The following is a 17,861-nucleotide window of genomic DNA, read 5'->3' as shown; positions in this document are numbered from 1 at the left end:
CGCAGACGACAACTCGGTAGGAGCCGTCATGTCGGAGGATCGGAAACCGCTCGCAGTCACCGTCGGCAGCGGTCATCACCCGTGGCGATCGGCGGCCCGCCGATGACCGCCCCGGAATTCGCGCCGAAAGCAGGCCGACGGGAATGGTGCGGACTGGCACTGCTCACGCTGCCGCTGCTTGTCCTGGCCTTCGACGTGAGCGTCCTGTACCTGGCCGCGCCGCAGCTGACCGCCGACCTCGCGCCGACGGCCGTCCAGCAGCTGTGGATCCTGGACATCTACGGGTTCCTGATCGCGGGCTTCCTCGTCACCATGGGGTCGCTCGGTGACCGGATCGGGCGGCGCAGGCTCCTGCTGATCGGCGGTGCCGCCTTCGCGGCCGCGTCGATCCTCGCCGCCTTCGCGCCCTCGGCGGAACTGCTGATCGCCGCGCGGGCGCTACTCGGCGTCGCGGGCGCGACCCTGATGCCGTCGACCTTGGCCCTGATCAGCACCATGTTCGTCGATCCGCATCAGCGCCGGTTCGCCATCGCGGTCTGGATGACGGTGTTCTCCGCCGGGGTCGCGGTCGGCCCGGTGGTCGGCGGGGTGATGCTGGAGCTGTTCTGGTGGGGATCGGTGTTCCTGCTCGCGGTGCCCGTCATGGGGCTGCTCGTCGCGCTGGGGCCGATCCTGCTGCCCGAGCATCGGGGACAGGGCGCGGGCGGATGGATCGACCTGCCCAGCTCGGCGCTTTCCCTGGCGACGATGCTGCCGCTGGTCTACGGCTTCAAAGAGTCGGTGGCGAACGGTATCTCGGCCTCGTCAATGCTCGCGCTGGCCCTCGGTGCGTGCGCCGGTGTGCTGTTCGTGCGCAGGCAGCGCCGCCTGTCCGATCCGATGCTCGACGTCTCGCTGTTCACGCGGCGGGTGTTCGTCGGCGCGGTCGCGCTGATGCTGCTCGGCACGATCGCGATCAATGGGGTGTTCTTCCTCGTGCCGCAATATCTCCAACTCGTGCGCGGTATCTCGGCGTTGGCCGCGGGTCTGTGGATGATCCCGATCGCCGCGGTCTCGGTCCTCGCCTCGCTGCTCACACCCCGCCTGGCGCGACAGTTCGGGCGCCGTGCCCTGCTGGCCGGTGCGGGGACGCTGGCCGCGGCCGGCTGTCTCGCGCTCACCTTTCTCGAAGTCGATACGGCGCTGCCCTTCCTGCTGGTCTGTGTGTCGCTCGCTGTGCTCGGCAATACGCCGACCGGGGTGCTCGGCACCGACCTGGTGGTGAGTTCCGCGCCACCCGAGCGCGCCGGTTCGGCCGCGGCGATCACGGAGACTGCCGGAGAAATGGGTGTCGGCATCGGCGTCGCGCTCACCGGCACACTGGTCGCCGCCGTCTTTCGGTCCCGGATGGCTGACGACCTCCCCGCCGGCGTACCCGCCGATGCCGCGTCGGCCGCGAACGAGGGTGTGGCCGCTGCGGAGGCGGCAGCACGCGCGTTGCCCGCCGAGGTCGGCGCCGAGCTGGTCGACACCGCCCGCACCGCCTTCACCGCCGGATTCGCCACCGCGGGCTACCTCGGGACGGCGCTCGTGGCGTGCATCGTCGGCCTGGTGCTGCTGGTCGTCCCCTCGGATCGAGACGACGACCATGACGAATCCGGTTCCCCGGGTGCGGAATCCGGGATGAGCCTCGGGAAGCCGACCAGCTGACCGGTCAGCTCGGCCAGGTGAACTCGGGGTCCGCGAGGTAGTCCTGGCGGCGCGCGTCCAGGGCCATGGCGACCATCTGATGGGCGCCGGGACCGATGATCTTGCGCAGCGGCGGGTTCGGGTCGTCGACGAGCGCGAGCAGGCCCACGGCGGCAACCTCCGGCGCAGGCTCGATCCAGGCGTTCTCGGCGGCGTTCTCGGCAGTCGATTCGGTCGGCGCCTCGACCGAGGGCTGGGCCGAGGCGTCCGGGTATTCCGGCATTCCGAGGATCGCCTCGCGGGTGGCGGAATAGGCCGGGATGCCCGGTGCGAACTGCATGCTCGACTTGGCCCAGTCGGTGTCGAAGCCGCCCATCTGGGCGAGGGTGACCTTGATACCGAAGGGCCGCACTTCGTCGGCGAGAGAGGCGCTGAAGCCTTCGAGCGCCCACTTGCTGGCGTTGTACAGGCCGAACAGCGGCAGCGACCCGACCGCGCCGACCGTCGAGATCTGCACGATGTGGCCCGAGCCCTGAGCACGCAGGTGGGGGAGTGCGGCCTGGGAGACCCACAGCGCGCCATAGAAGTTGGTGTCCATCTGGTCCCGGATCTGTGCTTCGGTCAGCTCCTCGATCGCACCCACGAGACCGTAACCGGCATTGTTGACGAGGACGTCGATGCGCCCGGTGACGTCGAATGCCTTGGCCACCGTGGCGGTTACCTGCTCGCGGTCACGCACGTCCAGCGGCAGCACCGTGAGTCGTTCATCGGCGAGGTCGGACATGGTGTGCGGATCGCGGGCGGTCGCGACCACGGTGTCGCCGACAGCGAGCGCCGCCACGGTGAACGCCCGGCCGAGGCCGCGGTTGGCGCCGGTGATGAACCAGGTTCTGGTCAATGGAGATTCCTTTCGCCTTCTTCACTTCTGAACCGAGACGCTGCGTCTCGTTCACGAATAGATCATTGCGCCGATTCGGGAGATTGTCAAGACGAGACGTTGCGTCTAGTTATGGCGATGCGGGGACCCTGGGGAAGTGGGGGAGGGGTGCCTTGCCGACCCTTTGCGGCGCGGGCAGTGAGCTGTGCCGTGCTGGCGGATTGGTGGCGGTCGGGGTAGCCGGTGCCCTGGGGGTGAATGGGTCAGGACGGTTGCGAGTAGCGGTAATTAATAGTGATAATCAGATATGCGCATCTAACAATGATTTCTCATTCCTCCAACATCGCCAACCCGAAGGCGTCAGCTTCAAAACCAACAAGGACGGGCGGGGGTTGGGGCAACCCCCGTGAGCCGGGTGATCAGGCTTTGGGGCGTTCCGGCAGAACGAGTTGGGCACCGGTGGTGGGGTGATCGAAGACGTCGACCGGGTGCCGGTAGATGTCGGTGAGCAACTCATGGGTGAGGACGTCGCGAGGTGGGCCGTCGGCGGCGACCCGACCGGCGTCCAGGACGGTGACGCGGTCGGCATAGGCCGCGGCGACGCCGAGATCGTGGACGACCACGACCACCGCGGCACCCTCGGCGGCCCGGGCGGCGGCCAGGCGCAGGACGGCTTCCTGGTGACCGATGTCGAGCGCGGCGGTGGGCTCGTCGAGCAGCACCGTGGCGGTGTCCTGCGCCAGGACGCGGGCCAGCGCGACCCGGGCGCGTTCACCGCCGGACAGCGTGGGGAAGATCCGGGCGGCCAGGTGAGCGACATCGGTGGCGTCGAGAGCGGCGTCGATGAGCTCGTCGTCGCGGGCAGCCGCCGGGGTGTGCAGCCAGGGCGAGCGTCCCATGGCGACGACCTCGCGCGCGGTGAACGGGAAGCCGACGCTGTGCGCCTGGGGGAGTACGGCACGGCGGCGGGCCATGTCGGCGTGCGTCCAGTGCGAGAGCGCGTGGCCTTCGAGCTTCACGGTGCCCGCGGTGGGTTCGAGCTCACCGGCGAGGGCGGCCAGCAGGCTCGATTTGCCCGCCCCGTTCGGGCCGACCAGGGCGACGATCTCACCGGCCGCGACCTGGAAGTCGACATCGGCCAGCACGGTCCGGCTGCCACGGCGCACGGTCAGGTCCGCGGCGCGGAGTGTGACGGTGCCGAGGTCCGGTCGTGCCGGGACATCGGGGGTACGCGCGAAGAGCGACCGCCACGAGGCGGGTGCCCGCCGTCTGGTTCCGGTGTCGGTCATCCCCAGCCTCCTGCCCTCGCCCTGGCGCGGCGCAGCAGCCAGAAGAAGAACGGCCCGCCGATCAGCGAGGTGAGCATGCCCAGCGGCAGATCGGCGTTGTGTACGAGCGTGCGGGCGGCGACGTCGGCACCGAGCAGGACGACGGCGCCGACGATCGCGCTGAGCGGGACGAGCACCCGATGCCCCGGGCCGACGAGCATGCGCACCAGATGGGGCACGATCAGCCCGACGAACAGGATGATGCCGCTGAACGCCACCCCGGCCGCGGTCAGTACGGCGACCATCACGATCACCTGACGGCGCAGGCGCTCGACATCGATGCCGAGATGCCTGGCCGCGGAATCGCCGAGGGACAGCAGATCCAACCGTGGTGCGATGGCCACGGCCGCCATGATTCCGATCGAGGCCAGGGACGCGACGATCGCCACCGACGGCCAGGTGGCGCCGTTGAGGCTGCCGAGCTGCCAGAAGACGATCTGGTCGCGCGCGGCGGGGGAGGCCACGAACAGCAGGAAGGCGATCAGGCCACCGGCGAAGGCGTTGATGGCGACACCGGTGAGGATCAGGGTGACCACCTCGGTGCGCCCACCCGAGCGCGACAGCACGTAGACGAGGGTGGTGGTGATCAGTCCGGCGAGGAACGCGGCGGCCGCGATCGACCAGGCCGCGACGAACGCGCCGCCGATCACGATGACGGTGCCCGCACCGACCGCCGCACCGGCCGAGACCCCGATGACGCCGGGTTCGGCGAGCGGATTGGCGAACACGCCCTGCAGCAGCGCGCCCGCGGTCGCCAGCGAGGCCCCGACGAGGATCGCCAGCGCGACCCGGGGGAACCGGACCTGCCACAGCGTGACCTCACCGGCGGGGTGGGCGGGCAGCGGTCCGAGATCGAGCCCGATCTTGTGCGCGATGCTGCCCAGCACCTCGGCGGCGGTGGTCGGGACCTGCCCGAGTACCGCCGACACGATGGCCAGGATCACCAGCGCCGCCAGCGCGCCGGCGAACACCAGGGTGACCCGGGTCTTGCGGTGCCGGATGTGGGGCAGCGGGTCGAGTGTCGCGTCGTTGATGCGCGGCTTGTCCGTGGTTTTCGTCAGGTTTGGTGCTTCGCTCATGAGGGGGTGCCGTAGACGGCGGCGGACAGGGCCGCGATGACGCGGCCGGTGTTGGGTCCGAAGCTGAGCAGCACCGAGTCGTCCATGTCGACCACGCGGCGGTTGATCCCGGCCGGGGTCTGGGCGATGCCGGGGATCTTCGCCAGCCCGTCGACGCCGTCGACCGATTTGAGTCCGCCGGACATGACCAGCAGCACGTCGGGGGCGGCGGCGATCATCGCTTCGCTGGTGATCGCGATGAACGGCTCGCTCACGCCGGCGGCGGTGCCCGCGTCGACGCCGCCGATGGCGGTGATGAGGGAATCGGCGCCGGAGCCGGGCCCGGCGATCATGGTGATCGAGGTGCTGCGCAGGTACAGGAACGCGATCTTGGGTTGCGGGTCCTGCTTCGGGACCGCGGCGACGGCGGCGGCGATCTCGTCGTTGGTGCGCTGCCCGAGCTGTTTGCCCGCGTCGGGCACGCCGAGCGCGGCGGCGACGGCTTCGATCTGCGGGACCACGCCGTCCATGGTGCGCTGCGGGTCGAAGTAGACGACGGTGACCCCGGCCGCGCGCAGCTGTTCGCGGACGGCCGGGGTGGTGCTGGTGGTGTCGGTGAGGAAGACCGACGGGCGCTGCGCGAGGACCGCTTCGATGCTGAGGGCGCCGTTGCCGCCCGCGACGTTCGGTACGTGCAGGACGGCGGGGAACGCGGCCGTGGTGCTGCGGCCGACGAGGTTGTCGCCGAGTCCGAGCGCCCACACGGTCTGGGCGATGGTGCCGTAGCGGTCGACGGCGATGATCCGGGAGGCGTCGGTGACGGTGACCTCGGTGCCGTCGAAGGACCGCACGGTCGTCGGCAGTCGCGGGGCCGGCGCGGGACCGACCGGGACCGGGTCCAGGTCGGTGAACTGTGCCGTCGCGGGGCCGGTCGTTGCAGTCGATGCAGGATTGCTTTCGGTGCAGGCGACGACGCCGGTCAGTACCGTCACCGCGACCATCGCCGTCAGCACACCACGCAGTTTCATGAAGGTAAGGCTAGCCATCATTCGGAACGGGCGCTCACATCGTCCAGTGCCGCGGCGATCGCGCGCGGCAATTCGAGGGTTTCGGCGGCCAGCACGCCGGTGAGCTGACCGATGTCGCGGGCGCCGACGATCATGCTCGCGATCCCGGGGCGATCGCGAATCCAGGCGAGGGCGACCGCCAGCGGCGAGGTGCCGAGTCCGTCGGCGGCGGTGACCAGCGCGTCGACCACCCTGGTCGCGCGGTCGTCATCGAGTCGGCGCCGGATCTCGGCCGCGGTGGCCTCGTCCGCACCACGCGAGTCGGCGGGCACACCGTTGCGGTACTTGCCGGTCAGGATGCCGCCCGCCAGCGGCGCCGAGGCGATGATGCCGACGCCGTGATGGCGGGCGGCGGGAATCACATCGTTCTCGGTACCGCGCGCGAGCAGCGAGTACGGGCTCTGCGCGGCGGCGATCGGGGCGATCGCGGCGAGACTGGCCAGTTGCCAGGCCGCGAAGCCACGCACGCCCGCGTACCGGGTGCGCCCGGTGCGCACCGCGGTCTCGAGGGTCGCGGCGACCTCGTCGAGTGGGGTGTAGGGGTCCCAGGCGGCGATGCTCCAGATGTCGAGATGGTCGGTGCCCAGTTCGAGCAGGGTGCGGTCGAGTTGTTTGAGCAGGGTCCGGCGCGAGGCGTCGACCACCGGGCCGGTCGCCGCGGGGGCGGGCACGCTGTCGCCGACGCCGGCACCGGGCGGATGCAGCACGACGCCCGCGCTGCCGCTGAGCACCAGATCGTCACGGGCGACCAGGTCGCCGAGCAGATCGGCGAGGATGCGCTGGGCCGCGCCGTCGCCGTAGACGGGGGAGAGGTCGACGAGCGTGCCACCGGCCTCGGTGAACGCTGTCAACTGCACCGATGCCTCGTCGGCGTCGGTATGTGTCCCCCAGGTATGGGTCGCCAAGCCGATTCGCGACACCCGAAGGCCGCTGCGTCCCACCGTCCGCTGTTCCATCACCGCGCCCGCGCTTTCGTCACGGCGACAGCCTAATGGGCGCACCCGTCGGCCCTGCTCCGACGACCCGTCGCCGCACCGGTGTGAATCCGATCGCACGGTCGCGGGCGGCGGTCGTGGGCGGCGACGGGTAGGGTCGCTGCGTGATCGCGGCCGGTATCGGCCGCAGGTGAGGCAAAAGCCCAGGAGGACGCGGTCTTTCGGGCGTGAGGCAGCAGGAGGACGCGGTGGGCGAGTCGATGACCTGGCTCCAGGCATTGATACTCGGACTGGTGCAGGGGCTCACCGAGTTCCTGCCGATCTCCTCCTCCGGACACCTGCGGATCGTGTCGGGCGTGTTCTTCGGTGACGACGCGGGCGCTTCGTTCACCGCCGTCACCCAGCTCGGCACCGAGCTCGCGGTCCTGGTGTACTTCGCCAAGGACATCAAACGCATCGTCATCGCCTGGTTCACCACGCTCGCCATGCGCTGGCGGGAACGTTCGCAGCGTGAGGTCGCCGTCGGTGACCGGGTCACCACGAAGCTGCCGGTGATGGATCGCAGCGCCCGCGACGCCCACGAACGCGATTCGCAGCGCGAGCTGGACTATCGCATCGGCTGGTACGTGATCATCGCCACCATCCCGATCGGCGTGGTCGGTTTCCTGTTCAAGGACGAGATCCGTACCGGTGCCCGCAACCTGTGGCTGGTGTCGTTCATGCTGATCGCGTTCGCGCTCGTGATCGCCGCCGGTGAGTACTACGGCAGCAAGACGCGGCCGATCGAGAAGCTGACCACTCGCGACGGGCTGGTCATGGGTCTGGCGCAGTGCCTGGCGCTGATTCCGGGTGTCTCCCGGTCCGGCGCCACCTCCTCCGCGGGCCTGTTCCTCGGGTTGAAGCGTGAGGCCGCGGTCCGGTTCTCGTTCCTGCTGGCCATTCCGGCGGTCACGGCGTCGGGGCTGTTCAGCCTGCCCGACGCGTTCGAACCGGCCGGTGAGGGCCTCAATGCCAGTGGCCCGCAGTTGCTGGTCGCCACGATCCTGGCGTTCGTCGTCGGCTACGCCTCGATCGCCTGGCTGTTGAAGTTCGTCAGCAACCATTCGATGTACTGGTTCGTGGGCTACCGGATCATCGTCGGCCTGATCGTGATGGGCCTGCTCGCCGCGGGCGTCGTCTCGGCGACCTGAGCGCGGTGCGCACTGATGGCTAGGCTGGTCTCATGACGGTGATCCTGCTCCGGCACGGAGTGTCCACCTCCAACACGGCGCGCACCCTGGCGGGCCGCGCACCCGGAGTCGAGCTGACCGAACGCGGGACCGAACAGGCGGCCGCGGTCGCCGACCGGCTCGCGACGCTGCCGATCGAGCACATCGCCAGTTCGCCGCTGCTGCGCTGTCAGCGCACCGTGGCGCCGCTGGCCGACAAGCTCGGACTGGAACCGGACTGCGACGAGCGGCTGATCGAGGTCGACTACGGCGACTGGACGGGCCGTCCGATCACCGAGCTGCTGAGCGAGCCGCTGTGGCAGGTCGTGCAGCGGCACGCCTCCGGTGCGGTGTTCCCCGGCGGGGAAGGGCTCGCGCAGGTGCAGCAGCGGGCGGTGGCCGCGGTGCGCGAGATCGAACGGACGCTGTCCGAGCGCGCGGGCCGGGATGTGCTGTGGCTGGCGTGCGCGCACGGAGATGTCATCAAATCGATCCTGGCCGACGCGCTCGGCCTGCATCTGGACAGTTTCCAGCGGATCGCGGTGGAGCCCGCCTCGATCAGCGTCGTGCGCTACACCACGCATGGACCGGCGGTGTGGAAGTTCAACGACACCGGCGCCGATCTGTCCGCGCTGGCCGCCGCCGCACCCGCGTCGGCGACGCCCGGTGGAGAGGTGCCGGGGGCCGCGAGCGCGGATAATGGGAATGCGAGGCACCGCGATTCTCCTTAGAGGGAGGGTGTTCGTGTGTGTCGATCAGGGTCACGTATCAGGAGGTGCATGTGTCACGCGCAATCCATGTATTCCGCACCCCCGATCGTTTCGTCGCCGGGACCGTGGGCGAGCCGGGCGATCGTTCGTTCTACCTGCAGGCCGTGCAGGAACCGCGCGTGGTCAGCGTGCTGCTGGAGAAGCAGCAGGTGAAGGTGCTCGCCGACCGGATGGGCCTGCTGCTCGACGAGGTGGCGCGCCGCTTCAACGCCGAGGTGCCGCCCGAGGGTGAGGACGTGCACGATGTGGCGCCACTGGTCACCCCCATAGACACCGAATTCCGGGTCGGCACCATGGGTCTGGGCTGGGACGCCGACGCCAATGCCGTGGTGGTGGAACTGCTGGCGATCACCGAGACCGAGGTCGACGAATCGGTGGTGCTCGACGACACCGACGAGGGCCCCGACGCGGTCCGGGTGTTCCTGACCCCGATCCAGGCGCGGGAGTTCGCGTTGCGGTCGGCGCGGGTGATCGCGGCGGGCCGTCCGCCGTGTCCGCTGTGTGGGGAGCCGCTGTCGGCGCGCGGGCACATGTGTGTGCGCACCAACGGGTACAAGCGCGGCGAGATCTTCGGCGCGGCCGAGCTCGAAGAGGAGTGACCGGGTGTCGGTGATCACCGAGGGCGAGTTGGACATCGTCGGGCGGGTGGGTGTGGCCAGCAATCTGACGCTGGTGTGCGAGATCGCCGCACCCGAACCCGACGGTGCCCCGCTGCGGGTGGTCTACAAACCGGTGCGTGGCGAGCGTCCGCTGTGGGATTTCCCCGATGGCACGCTGGCCGGACGCGAGGTGGCGTCGTATCTGATCTCCGAGCAGCTCGGCTGGGGTGTGATTCCCGAAACGGTGTTGCGCGACGGGCCGTTCGGGCCGGGCATGGTGCAGCGCTGGGTGACCTCGGTGGACAATCACACCGATGCCAGGCAGCGGCACGACCTGGTGGATCTGTGCACGCCCGGTACCGTTCCGGCCGGATTCTGCGAGGTGCTGCGCGCTCTCGACGGCGACGGCAACGAGGTCTCGCTCATCCATGCCGACGATCCCAGGCTGCAGCGGATGGCGGTGCTGGATCTGTTGCTCAACAACGCCGATCGCAAGGGCGGGCACGCGCTCGAGGGTGTCGACGGGCAGGTGTACGGGGTCGATCACGGCATCTGCCTGCACAGTGAGCCGAAGCTGCGGACCGTGCTGTGGGGATGGGCGGGGCACGAGGTGCACGAGTCGCTGATCACCGACATCACGACCTTCGCCGCGAATCTGCCCGGCGCGGTGGCGGATTCGCTGGCCGTGCACATCACCGACGCCGAGATCACCGCGTTGACCGAGCGCACGAAGGCGCTGCTGGAGCATCCGGTGATGCCGGTGCCGAACTCCGCGCGCCCGATTCCCTGGCCCGCGTTCTGAGTCGGCACCGGCATCAGCGACCGGCGGTGCGGTCACCTCACCCGACGGCGGTTCCCTCCAGTTCGATGAGCTGACCGGGGATCGCCAGGCGTGTCACGCCGAGCATCGTGGTGGTCGGTGCGACGCCGGCGGCGCCCAATCGTGCGGCGAGCACGCCGTAGTGCTGGAAGAGCAGGTCGACGTCGGTGGTGTAGACGTTGAGCCGCACGAGGTTCGCCAGTGACATCTGCGCCGCGCCGAGGACTGCCTCGAGGTTGTCGAGGCTGAGCGCCACCTGCGCCGCCATGTCACCGTCGTGTTCGGGCTTGCCCTCGGAGTTCGTCGCGGTCTGCCCGGAGCAGTACAGGGTTCGGGTGTGTCCGGAAACGACCTCGCCCTGGTTGAATCCCAGCTCCTGCGACCACGTCACCGGGTTGACCGCGGTTCGTTCGATTGTCACTTCTGCTCCGTTTCGCTGTGTGTCGATGGCCGTCGTCGTCGACGGGTGAGCACGAGCCTGCCCACAAATCACGACATCCTCGGTCAGGTATTCCGATAAAGTTCTGGGATGCGTGCCGATCGCCTGGTCTCGCTGGTGCTGTTGCTGCGTCAGCGCGGTCGCCTGACCGCGGACACGCTGGCCCGTGAGCTCGAGGTGTCGACCCGCACCGTGCTGCGCGACATCGAGGCGTTGTCCGCGGCGGGCGTCCCGGTCTATGCCGAACGTGGCAGGCACGGCGGTTTCGCGCTGCTGCCCGGGTTCCGGACCGAGCTGACCGGACTGAATCACGACGAGGCACTGGCCTTGCTGACCGCGGGGTCGGGTCGCGGCGAGCAGGTGTTCGGTCTCGGCTCGGCGCTGGCTTCGGCGATGCGCAAGGTGGTCGACGCGTTGCCGGAAAGTCATCGGGCCAGCACCAGCGATGCGGCGCAACGGCTTCTCGTCGATCCGGAGACCGATCTGCTGGCCCGGCGTACGGTCACCGAGGAGGTGTCGGGTGCGGCGATGATCGAGGTGCGTCGCGCGGTGCTCGCCGGGCACAAGCTGCGCATCCACTACGCGGCCACCGATCAGCCGCCGAAGTGGCGCACGGTGGACCCGATCGGCCTGGTGACGGTGCGTGAGCGCGCCTATCTGCTGGCCACGAGGTCGGGTGTGGACCGCACCTATCGCCTCTCGCGGGTCGTGGCCGCGCAGGAGCTCCCCGAACCCGCCCAGCGGCCGAGTCAGGTGGATCTGGACCGGATCTGGCGGGAACGCAGTACGCGGTTCCGGTCCGGGGGCGATCAGATCGCGGTGGTGGTGCGGGTGAATCCCGCTCGGCGGGAGGAGCTGCTGAACACCGCGGTGGCTGTCCTGGTGGAAGTGCCCGACGCGGATGGCTGGTTGCGCTTGGAGCTGACTTTTCAGGATTCCCGACATGCCGAATGGGCGCTGTGGCAGCTCGGATCGGATGCCGAAGCGCTGTCCCCGCCGCAGTTGCGCGTCGCCCTGCACGACCGCGCGACCGCGCTCGCCGCCCGCTACGCCTGACTCCACCGCTGGTGTTCGTTCGTCTTCACAGACCCGGCGAATGTCGGATCGTGCCTGCACACGGCGGTTTCGGTCGGCCTTCGCAGGCTTCGCCAATTGTGCTGTTTTCCCCGTCACGGCCGGTGTTAATGTGCTCCAAGCACTTTCGTACCGACCGTTAGATCAGAGGAAACCTATGTCGACCCGTTCGATCGTCACCACCTCCGCCGCCGCGCTGCTGCTCACCGGCGCGGTCGCCGCCGTCGCCGCGCCCGCCCAGGCGTTCCCGGCCGGCTGGTGGAAGGAGAAGACCTTCGTGTGCACCGCCACCGACCGCAACACCGGTGCGCCGCTGCCCGATGTCACCGTGCAGGCGCCCGATCAGGTCGGTGCCGCCTACTACGCGCTGCCGCACTTCGGCGCGGACGCCGACACTCTCAACGTGCAGTGCTACGCCCAGGCGTGATCGGCTGAGTGAGGTGTCGCCGCTCCCGACGCGCGGCGACACCTTTCTCGTTCAGTGTCGTAAAGCGTTGTCCTGCAAGAACTCCCGAATCGGAACGGTCTGCCCGAGCAGTGCGTGACCGGCACCGGGAAGCAGGCGCACCTCGCCGCGCGTGAATCCGCCGCGGGCGAGTTCGGCGGTGCGCGCGGAGTCGAACAGCGCGTCCTTCTCACCGACGATTACCAGAACCGGGATGTCCACATCCCGTAGTTGCTCCTGGCGGAATCGGGGCAGTCGTCCCGACCGGGGCGAGAAGTGGGTGAACGTCAATTCGATCTCGTCGAGGATCTCCTCGGCCGCCGCGTCGTCGGGGCCGAGTCCGAGACCGACACGTGCCACGTCGCGCACGGAGTGCCTGCCGAGCAGTCGCAGGCCGATCGCCTTCACCAGCCACCCGTACCGGTGCTTGCCGAGCCCGCCGGGGCACAGCAGGACCAGGCTCGTGACACGCCCCGGCCGGCGCAGCACATAGTCGAGCGCGGTCCATCCGCCCAGTGACATCCCCACGAGCGCGATGGTGTCGAGTCCGAGCCCGTCGAGGACCTCGTCGAGCCAGCTCGCGGTCGCGTCGGTGGTCAGGTCGAGCCGGGTGGGCACGCTGAAGCCGGGCTCGCCGGGCAGGTCCACCGCGTAGACGCGGTAGTGCGCCGACCAGTCGGTGATGTCGCCGCGCCAGGTGCCTGCATTGGCGCCCGAACCGTGCAGCAGGACCAGTGGAGGCGCGTCTGCCGGTCCGGAGGCGACGACGAAGGTCTCCCCGGCGGCGGTGGGGACGCGGAGTTCCTCGCGCGGCACCGGCCAGGCGTCCAAGCGGGCCCGGTAGCGCTCTTCGATGGCTCGGCGGCCGGTGTCGGATTTGTAGATGCCGGTCATGAGGTGAGGACTCCGTCCATGTAGTCGAGCAGGCGCGCGGTGTCGGCGAGGCCGCCGAGCACGATGACCTTCAGCCGGGCGCGAGCCGGGTCGTAGCTCGTCTCCACGCGCAGGGCCTGTCCGCCGGGACCGCGGGTGGTGGCGGTCGCGGTGAGCAGGGTGGTGATCCGGTCGGCCATCGTGCGGTCGATGTCGTCGATCTCGACGATGCACGAGGCCTCGGCGTGGCGGGTGCCGCCCGGCGCCGCGGGGGTGGTGATCGGCAGGCCGGTGAACGCTTCGAGGTCGTCGTGGGCGATCCGGTACTGCTTGCCGATGCGGGCCGCGGGCAGTTTGCCGTCGCGGACGTAGCTGCGCACGGTGCGAACGTGCAGTCCGAGCAGTTCGGCGACCTGTTCCACCGAATAGAAGCGATCCGTCATGTAAACAACCCTAAATGAACATACGTATAGGGAGCAATAGGGAATTATAAGGAGTATGTGACTGTGAGAATGGTCGCGGCGCTCGCGATTGGGCAACCGTTCGCCCAGCTCACGCGCCGCGTCGCACCCGATCACGCCCGATTCGACCGATAACGCCGCGACCAGGGGTTCTGCGTGAGCCGAATCCTTGACGGTGTCCCCGGAACACGTTTGTGTGCAGGTAGCGGGCCGCGCGCCGTCACCGTGAGCAACCGTCTGGACCGGGCCGCGGGCCGAGCACCCGCGCGGGGGCTCTACCCTCGAATCATGCAGTCCTGGTCCGATATCGCCCTACCTACCGTCCCCGGAACCGGGCCGCCGTTGCGGTTGTTCGACACCGCCGATCGCCAGGTCCGCCCGGTCACCCCTGGCGCGACCGCGAAGATGTACGTCTGCGGCATCACTCCCTACGACGCCACCCACCTCGGGCACGCCGCCACCTACCTGACGTTCGACCTGATCAACCGGCAGTGGCGCGACGCGGGCCACGACGTGCACTACGTGCAGAACGTCACCGATGTCGACGACCCGCTGTTCGAACGCGCAGCCCGTGACGGCATCGACTGGCGCGATCTGGGCGACTCCGAGGTCGCGCTGTTCCGCGAGGACATGACCGCGCTGCAGGTGCTGCCCCCGCGCGACTACATCGGCGCCATCGAATCGGTGGAAGAGGTGGTGGAGCTGGTGCAGAAGCTGCTCGCCGCGGGCGCCGCCTACATCGTCGACGACGCCGAATACCCCGACATCTACTTCCGCACCGACGCCACCGAGCAGTTCGGCTACGAGTCCGGCTACGACCGCGCCACCATGGAGACCCTGTTCGCCGAACGCGGCGGCGACCCCGACCGGGTCGGTAAGCGCGACACCATCGACGCACTGCTGTGGCGGGCCGCACGCGAGGGCGAGCCGTCGTGGGAGGCGCCGTTCGGTGCGGGCCGTCCCGGCTGGCACATCGAGTGTTCGGCGATCGCGCTCAACCGCATCGGCACCGAGTTCGACATCCAGGGCGGTGGCTCGGACCTGATCTACCCCCACCACGAGTACTCCGCGGCGCACGCCGAGGCCATCACCGGCGCGCGCCGCTTCGCCCGCCACTACGTGCACGCCGGGCTGATCGGCCTCGACGGCGAGAAGATGTCGAAGTCGCGCGGCAATCTGGTGCTGGTCTCGAAGCTGCGCCGCTCCGGGGTCGACCCGGCCGCGATCCGCGCGGGCCTGTTCGCCGGGCACTACCGCAGCGACCGCATGTGGGACGACGACGTGCTCGCCGCCGCGCAGACCCGGCTGGCCCGCTGGCGGGAAGCGGTCTCCCTGACCGCGGGCCCGGCCGCCGCAGACACGATCGCCCGGCTGCGCCAGCACCTGGCCGACGACCTCGACACCCCGAAGGCGCTCGACGCCGTCGACAACTGGGCCGAACAAGCCATCGCCTACGGCGGCACCGACACCGACGCGCCCGCACTGGTCCGCACCGCCGTGGACGCGCTGCTCGGCATCGCACTCTGAGGACGCCCGCGACCTGCGCCGATCCGAGACCGTTGCCCGGTACAGTCGCGATGAGGTGAGGCGCTCGTCGCTGTCGCGTCGTGCGTTCGGCGGGCGACGGGAGCGGCGATGGGCGACACGACGAACAGCCCCACCCCGGCCACGACGGTCCTGCACGTCGGCGGCCAACTCCGGGCGAGTTCCCACGGAGTCCTGACGGCCGGTCTGCGTCACCGTCCCGGGGTGCTCGCGGTCGAGGCCAATCCGGTTGCCCAGACCGCCACGGTCACCTACGACCCGACGCGCACCTCGGTCGCCGACCTGCGCGCCTGGGTTCGCGACTGTGGTTACCACTGTTCGGGCCGGTCGGTGCCAGGGCATCTGTGCGATCCGATGAGCGAGCCGCGTGCCCATCGACGCGTCGGCGGTTCTGACAGCGACCCGTCGGCGCATCCTCACAGCGCCGCCCCACACGCCGACGAGGCTCCGATCGCGCCCGACTCGCGTTCCGAGCACCCATCGACGCCCGCACCACGTTCCGAGCACGCACCTCACGCGCACCCCGAACGCACACGCGGCGACGCCGACACCGTCGTCCGGTCACGTGCCCAGGACTCCGGCACACACCACGGCGGCCACGATCACGCGTCCATGTCCATGGACTCGATGGCCCGCGACATGCGCAACCGGTTCCTGGTCGCGCTCGTCTTCTCCACCCTGGTGATGCTGTGGTCGCCGATGGCCACGCACATGCTCGGCCTGCACCTGCCGGTCCCGTTCGGGATGCGCGCCGACATCTGGATGCTGCTGCTGAGCCTGCCGGTGATCTTCTACTCCTCGACGATCTTCTTCACCGGTGCGGTGCGGGCGTTGAAGGCGCACACCCTCGACATGATGGTGCTGGTCTCGGTCGGTATCGGCACCGGCTGGCTGTATTCGCTGTACATCACGCTGACCGGCGGCGGCGAGGTGTTCTACGAGGCCGCCACCATGCTGGCCACCTTCGTGCTGCTCGGGCACTGGTTCGAGATGCGGGCGCGCAGCGGTGCGGGCGACGCGGTCACCTCCCTGCTCGATCTGTCGCCACCGAAGGCGGTCGTGCTGCGCGACGGCGAGGAAGTGGAGGTGCCGACCGCCGAGGTCGCGGTCGGTGATGTGCTGCTGGTGCGGCCCGGGTCCAAGATCGCGGTCGACGGCACGGTGCTCGACGGGTCGAGCGAGGTCGACGAGTCGATGGTGACCGGCGAGAGCCTGCCGGTGCGCAAGGAGCCCGGTTCGGCGGTGATCGGCGCGACCATCAACACCACCGGCAGTCTGCGGGTCGAGGCCACCAAGGTCGGTTCCGACACCGCGCTGGCCCAGATCGTCGAACTGGTGCAGCAGGCACAGGGTTCCAAAGCGCCCGGACAACGACTGGCGGACCGGGCCGCGTTCTGGCTGACCTTGGTCGCGCTTCTCGGCAGTGTCACCACGCTGGTGGTGTGGCTGCTGCTCGGGGCGTCGGTGAGCAAGGCGCTGCTGTTCGCGATCACCGTCGTCGTCGTGACCTGTCCCGACGCGCTCGGCCTCGCGACGCCGACGGCGATCATGGTCGGCACGGGTCTCGGCGCCAAACGCGGGGTGCTGTTCAAGAACGCGACCGCGCTCGAGGACGCGGCCCGTATCGATGTGGTGGTGCTGGACAAGACCGGCACCCTCACCAAGGGCAAGCCCGAGGTGACCGATGTGGTGGCCGCGCATGGTGTCGACACCGACCGGGTTCTCGCGTTGGCCGCGGCGGTGGAGCTCGAATCCGAGCATCCCCTCGCTCAGGCGATCGTCGAGTACGCGAAAAACCATGACGTGCACGTGCTTTCGGCGAAGGAGTTCCAGAATGTGCCGGGCAGGGGAGCCGTCGCCACCGTGGACGGGCAGCGTGTGCTCGTCGGCAACCGCGGCTTGCTCGACCATGAACACGTCGACCTGGGCGAGCTCGCGACCCAGCGCGACACCCTCGCCGCCGCGGGCCACACCGCGGTCCTGGTCGCCGTCGACGGCACCGCGGCCGCGGTGATCGCCCTGGCCGACGCCCCGCGCCCGACCTCCGCCGACGCGGTCTCCGCCCTGCACGAACTCGGTGTCGGGGTCGTGATGCTGACCGGCGACAACCGGGCCACCGCCGAACGCATCGCCGCCGACCTCGGTATCGATACCGTGATCGCCGACGTGCTGCCCGCCGACAAGGCCGACCGCGTGGCCGAACTCCAACGCTCCGGCAAGAAGGTCGCCATGGTCGGTGACGGTGTCAACGACGCACCCGCCCTGGCTCGCGCGGACCTCGGCATCGCGATCGGCGCGGGCACCGATGTCGCCATCCAGACCGCCGATGTCGTCCTGATGCGCTCGGACCCGTTCACCGTGTCGACGGCATTGCGGATCGGGCGCGGCACCGTTCGCAAGGAGCGCCAGAACCTGTTCTGGGCGGTCGGCTACAACGGCATCGCCCTGCCGATCGCGGCCGGTGTGTTCGCGCCGTGGGGTCTGACGATGCGCCCGGAGATCGCCGCGATGGCCATGTCGGGGTCGAGCCTGATCGTCGCGCTCAACGCCTTGCACCTCAAGCGCCTGTCACTGCCGACCGCGCCGACCAGTGAGCGCGGGGAGGGAGTTCGGCATCGGGAACCCAGCCTGGACGGCAGCGTCGGCGGGACAGCCGATTGACACCGAGCCGCCCGGTCACACAGAAGGGAACAG

Annotated in this window: 17 protein-coding genes; 9 read left to right on the top strand and 8 right to left on the bottom strand. The window is 69.6% G+C overall.

Features of this window, described 5'->3' with window-relative positions; all coding sequences use genetic code 11:
• The first annotated feature begins 102 nt into the window (after positions 1–102).
• Positions 103–1,689, top strand: coding sequence for an MFS transporter (locus ACFVVM_RS06765; protein ID WP_387613846.1), 1,587 nt, complete (start codon positions 103–105; stop codon positions 1,687–1,689).
• Positions 1,690–1,693: 4 nt separating this feature from the next.
• On the opposite strand, the gene ACFVVM_RS06760 is transcribed toward ACFVVM_RS06765, so the two are convergent.
• From ACFVVM_RS06760 to ACFVVM_RS06740, 5 genes are all read right to left on the bottom strand, one after another.
• A complete protein-coding gene (locus ACFVVM_RS06760) occupies positions 1,694–2,566 on the bottom strand; it encodes an SDR family NAD(P)-dependent oxidoreductase (RefSeq protein WP_387613844.1) in 873 nt (290 codons plus the stop codon).
• Between the two features lie 398 nt (positions 2,567–2,964).
• A complete protein-coding gene (locus ACFVVM_RS06755) occupies positions 2,965–3,834 on the bottom strand; it encodes a heme ABC transporter ATP-binding protein (protein ID WP_387613841.1) in 870 nt (289 codons plus the stop codon).
• Positions 3,831–4,952 carry a FecCD family ABC transporter permease gene (locus ACFVVM_RS06750; RefSeq protein ID WP_387613839.1) on the bottom strand — a complete coding sequence of 374 codons (1,122 nt, stop codon included), beginning with the start codon at positions 4,950–4,952 and terminating at the stop codon, positions 3,831–3,833. The genes ACFVVM_RS06755 and ACFVVM_RS06750 overlap by 4 nt, the downstream gene beginning before the upstream one ends.
• On the bottom strand, positions 4,949–5,959 hold the full coding sequence (locus ACFVVM_RS06745) for a hemin ABC transporter substrate-binding protein (protein ID WP_387613836.1): 1,011 nt from the start codon (positions 5,957–5,959) through the stop codon (positions 4,949–4,951). Before ACFVVM_RS06745 ends, ACFVVM_RS06750 begins: the two co-directional genes overlap by 4 nt.
• A 17-nt stretch (positions 5,960–5,976) precedes the next feature.
• Positions 5,977–6,954, bottom strand: a complete 978-nt coding sequence (locus ACFVVM_RS06740) for an aldo/keto reductase (RefSeq protein ID WP_387613833.1) — start codon at positions 6,952–6,954, stop codon at positions 5,977–5,979.
• A 227-nt stretch (positions 6,955–7,181) separates the two neighbouring features.
• Here ACFVVM_RS06740 and ACFVVM_RS06735 point away from each other — a divergent pair, with 227 nt between their 5' ends.
• Genes ACFVVM_RS06735 through ACFVVM_RS06720 form a run of 4 tightly spaced genes read left to right on the top strand, consistent with a single transcriptional unit; the run spans position 7,182 to position 10,312 of the window.
• Positions 7,182–8,123, top strand: coding sequence for an undecaprenyl-diphosphate phosphatase (locus tag ACFVVM_RS06735; RefSeq protein ID WP_387616777.1), 942 nt, complete (start codon positions 7,182–7,184; stop codon positions 8,121–8,123).
• Between the two features lie 32 nt (positions 8,124–8,155).
• Positions 8,156–8,872 (top strand): histidine phosphatase family protein, encoded by a 717-nt coding sequence (locus tag ACFVVM_RS06730; RefSeq protein WP_387613830.1) that lies wholly within the window; start codon positions 8,156–8,158, stop codon positions 8,870–8,872.
• Positions 8,873–8,922: 50 nt separating this feature from the next.
• Positions 8,923–9,510: a DUF3090 domain-containing protein gene (locus tag ACFVVM_RS06725; protein ID WP_387613827.1), complete on the top strand. Its 588-nt coding sequence runs from the start codon at positions 8,923–8,925 to the stop codon at positions 9,508–9,510.
• A 4-nt stretch (positions 9,511–9,514) separates the two neighbouring features.
• Positions 9,515–10,312, top strand: a complete 798-nt coding sequence (locus ACFVVM_RS06720) for an SCO1664 family protein (RefSeq protein WP_387613824.1) — start codon at positions 9,515–9,517, stop codon at positions 10,310–10,312.
• A 37-nt stretch (positions 10,313–10,349) separates the two neighbouring features.
• Here the strand turns inward: ACFVVM_RS06720 and ACFVVM_RS06715 are convergent, their stop codons facing one another.
• Positions 10,350–10,745, bottom strand: a complete 396-nt coding sequence (locus ACFVVM_RS06715) for a RidA family protein (RefSeq protein ID WP_387616775.1) — start codon at positions 10,743–10,745, stop codon at positions 10,350–10,352.
• 114 nt (positions 10,746–10,859) lie between these two features.
• Between ACFVVM_RS06715 and ACFVVM_RS06710 the strand changes: the two genes are divergently transcribed.
• Positions 10,860–11,825 (top strand): helix-turn-helix transcriptional regulator, encoded by a 966-nt coding sequence (locus ACFVVM_RS06710; RefSeq protein WP_387613821.1) that lies wholly within the window; start codon positions 10,860–10,862, stop codon positions 11,823–11,825.
• A gap of 175 nt (positions 11,826–12,000) precedes the next feature.
• On the top strand, positions 12,001–12,270 hold the full coding sequence (locus ACFVVM_RS06705) for a hypothetical protein (RefSeq protein ID WP_387613819.1): 270 nt from the start codon (positions 12,001–12,003) through the stop codon (positions 12,268–12,270).
• A gap of 51 nt (positions 12,271–12,321) precedes the next feature.
• Here the strand turns inward: ACFVVM_RS06705 and ACFVVM_RS06700 are convergent, their stop codons facing one another.
• Together ACFVVM_RS06700 and ACFVVM_RS06695 are read right to left on the bottom strand one after the other, a co-directional pair.
• Positions 12,322–13,182, bottom strand: coding sequence for an alpha/beta fold hydrolase (locus ACFVVM_RS06700; protein WP_387613816.1), 861 nt, complete (start codon positions 13,180–13,182; stop codon positions 12,322–12,324).
• Positions 13,179–13,604: a helix-turn-helix domain-containing protein gene (locus ACFVVM_RS06695; protein WP_387613813.1), complete on the bottom strand. Its 426-nt coding sequence runs from the start codon at positions 13,602–13,604 to the stop codon at positions 13,179–13,181. Before ACFVVM_RS06695 ends, ACFVVM_RS06700 begins: the two co-directional genes overlap by 4 nt.
• Positions 13,605–13,910: 306 nt before the next feature.
• Here ACFVVM_RS06695 and mshC point away from each other — a divergent pair, with 306 nt between their 5' ends.
• Together mshC and ACFVVM_RS06685 are read left to right on the top strand one after the other, a co-directional pair.
• Positions 13,911–15,149, top strand: coding sequence for a cysteine--1-D-myo-inosityl 2-amino-2-deoxy-alpha-D-glucopyranoside ligase (gene mshC, locus ACFVVM_RS06690; RefSeq protein ID WP_387613810.1), 1,239 nt, complete (start codon positions 13,911–13,913; stop codon positions 15,147–15,149).
• A gap of 108 nt (positions 15,150–15,257) precedes the next feature.
• Positions 15,258–17,828: a heavy metal translocating P-type ATPase gene (locus ACFVVM_RS06685; protein ID WP_387613807.1), complete on the top strand. Its 2,571-nt coding sequence runs from the start codon at positions 15,258–15,260 to the stop codon at positions 17,826–17,828.
• The last annotated feature ends 33 nt before the right edge of the window (positions 17,829–17,861 follow it).

Origin of the sequence: Nocardia sp. NPDC058176, from assembly GCF_042883805.1 — a bacterium.
GTDB lineage: Bacteria > Actinomycetota > Actinomycetes > Mycobacteriales > Mycobacteriaceae > Nocardia.
The sequence above is the reverse complement of the archived record's forward strand: the minus strand, read 5'-3'. Positions and strand labels throughout refer to the sequence as shown.

What these genes read in the sequence shown, in the direction of transcription:
- ACFVVM_RS06765 (WP_387613846.1), top strand. Translation starts at nt 103, where the DNA reads ATGACCGCCCCGGAATTCGCGCCGAAAGCAGGCCGACGGGAATGGTGC.
- ACFVVM_RS06685 (WP_387613807.1), top strand. Translation starts at nt 15,258, where the DNA reads ATGGGCGACACGACGAACAGCCCCACCCCGGCCACGACGGTCCTGCAC.
- ACFVVM_RS06700 (WP_387613816.1), bottom strand. Translation starts at nt 13,182, where the DNA reads ATGACCGGCATCTACAAATCCGACACCGGCCGCCGAGCCATCGAAGAG.
- ACFVVM_RS06750 (WP_387613839.1), bottom strand. Translation starts at nt 4,952, where the DNA reads ATGAGCGAAGCACCAAACCTGACGAAAACCACGGACAAGCCGCGCATC.
- ACFVVM_RS06705 (WP_387613819.1), top strand. Translation starts at nt 12,001, where the DNA reads ATGTCGACCCGTTCGATCGTCACCACCTCCGCCGCCGCGCTGCTGCTC.
- ACFVVM_RS06745 (WP_387613836.1), bottom strand. Translation starts at nt 5,959, where the DNA reads ATGAAACTGCGTGGTGTGCTGACGGCGATGGTCGCGGTGACGGTACTG.
- ACFVVM_RS06730 (WP_387613830.1), top strand. Translation starts at nt 8,156, where the DNA reads ATGACGGTGATCCTGCTCCGGCACGGAGTGTCCACCTCCAACACGGCG.
- ACFVVM_RS06755 (WP_387613841.1), bottom strand. Translation starts at nt 3,834, where the DNA reads ATGACCGACACCGGAACCAGACGGCGGGCACCCGCCTCGTGGCGGTCG.
- mshC (WP_387613810.1), top strand. Translation starts at nt 13,911, where the DNA reads ATGCAGTCCTGGTCCGATATCGCCCTACCTACCGTCCCCGGAACCGGG.
- ACFVVM_RS06710 (WP_387613821.1), top strand. Translation starts at nt 10,860, where the DNA reads ATGCGTGCCGATCGCCTGGTCTCGCTGGTGCTGTTGCTGCGTCAGCGC.
- ACFVVM_RS06740 (WP_387613833.1), bottom strand. Translation starts at nt 6,954, where the DNA reads ATGGAACAGCGGACGGTGGGACGCAGCGGCCTTCGGGTGTCGCGAATC.
- ACFVVM_RS06695 (WP_387613813.1), bottom strand. Translation starts at nt 13,604, where the DNA reads ATGACGGATCGCTTCTATTCGGTGGAACAGGTCGCCGAACTGCTCGGA.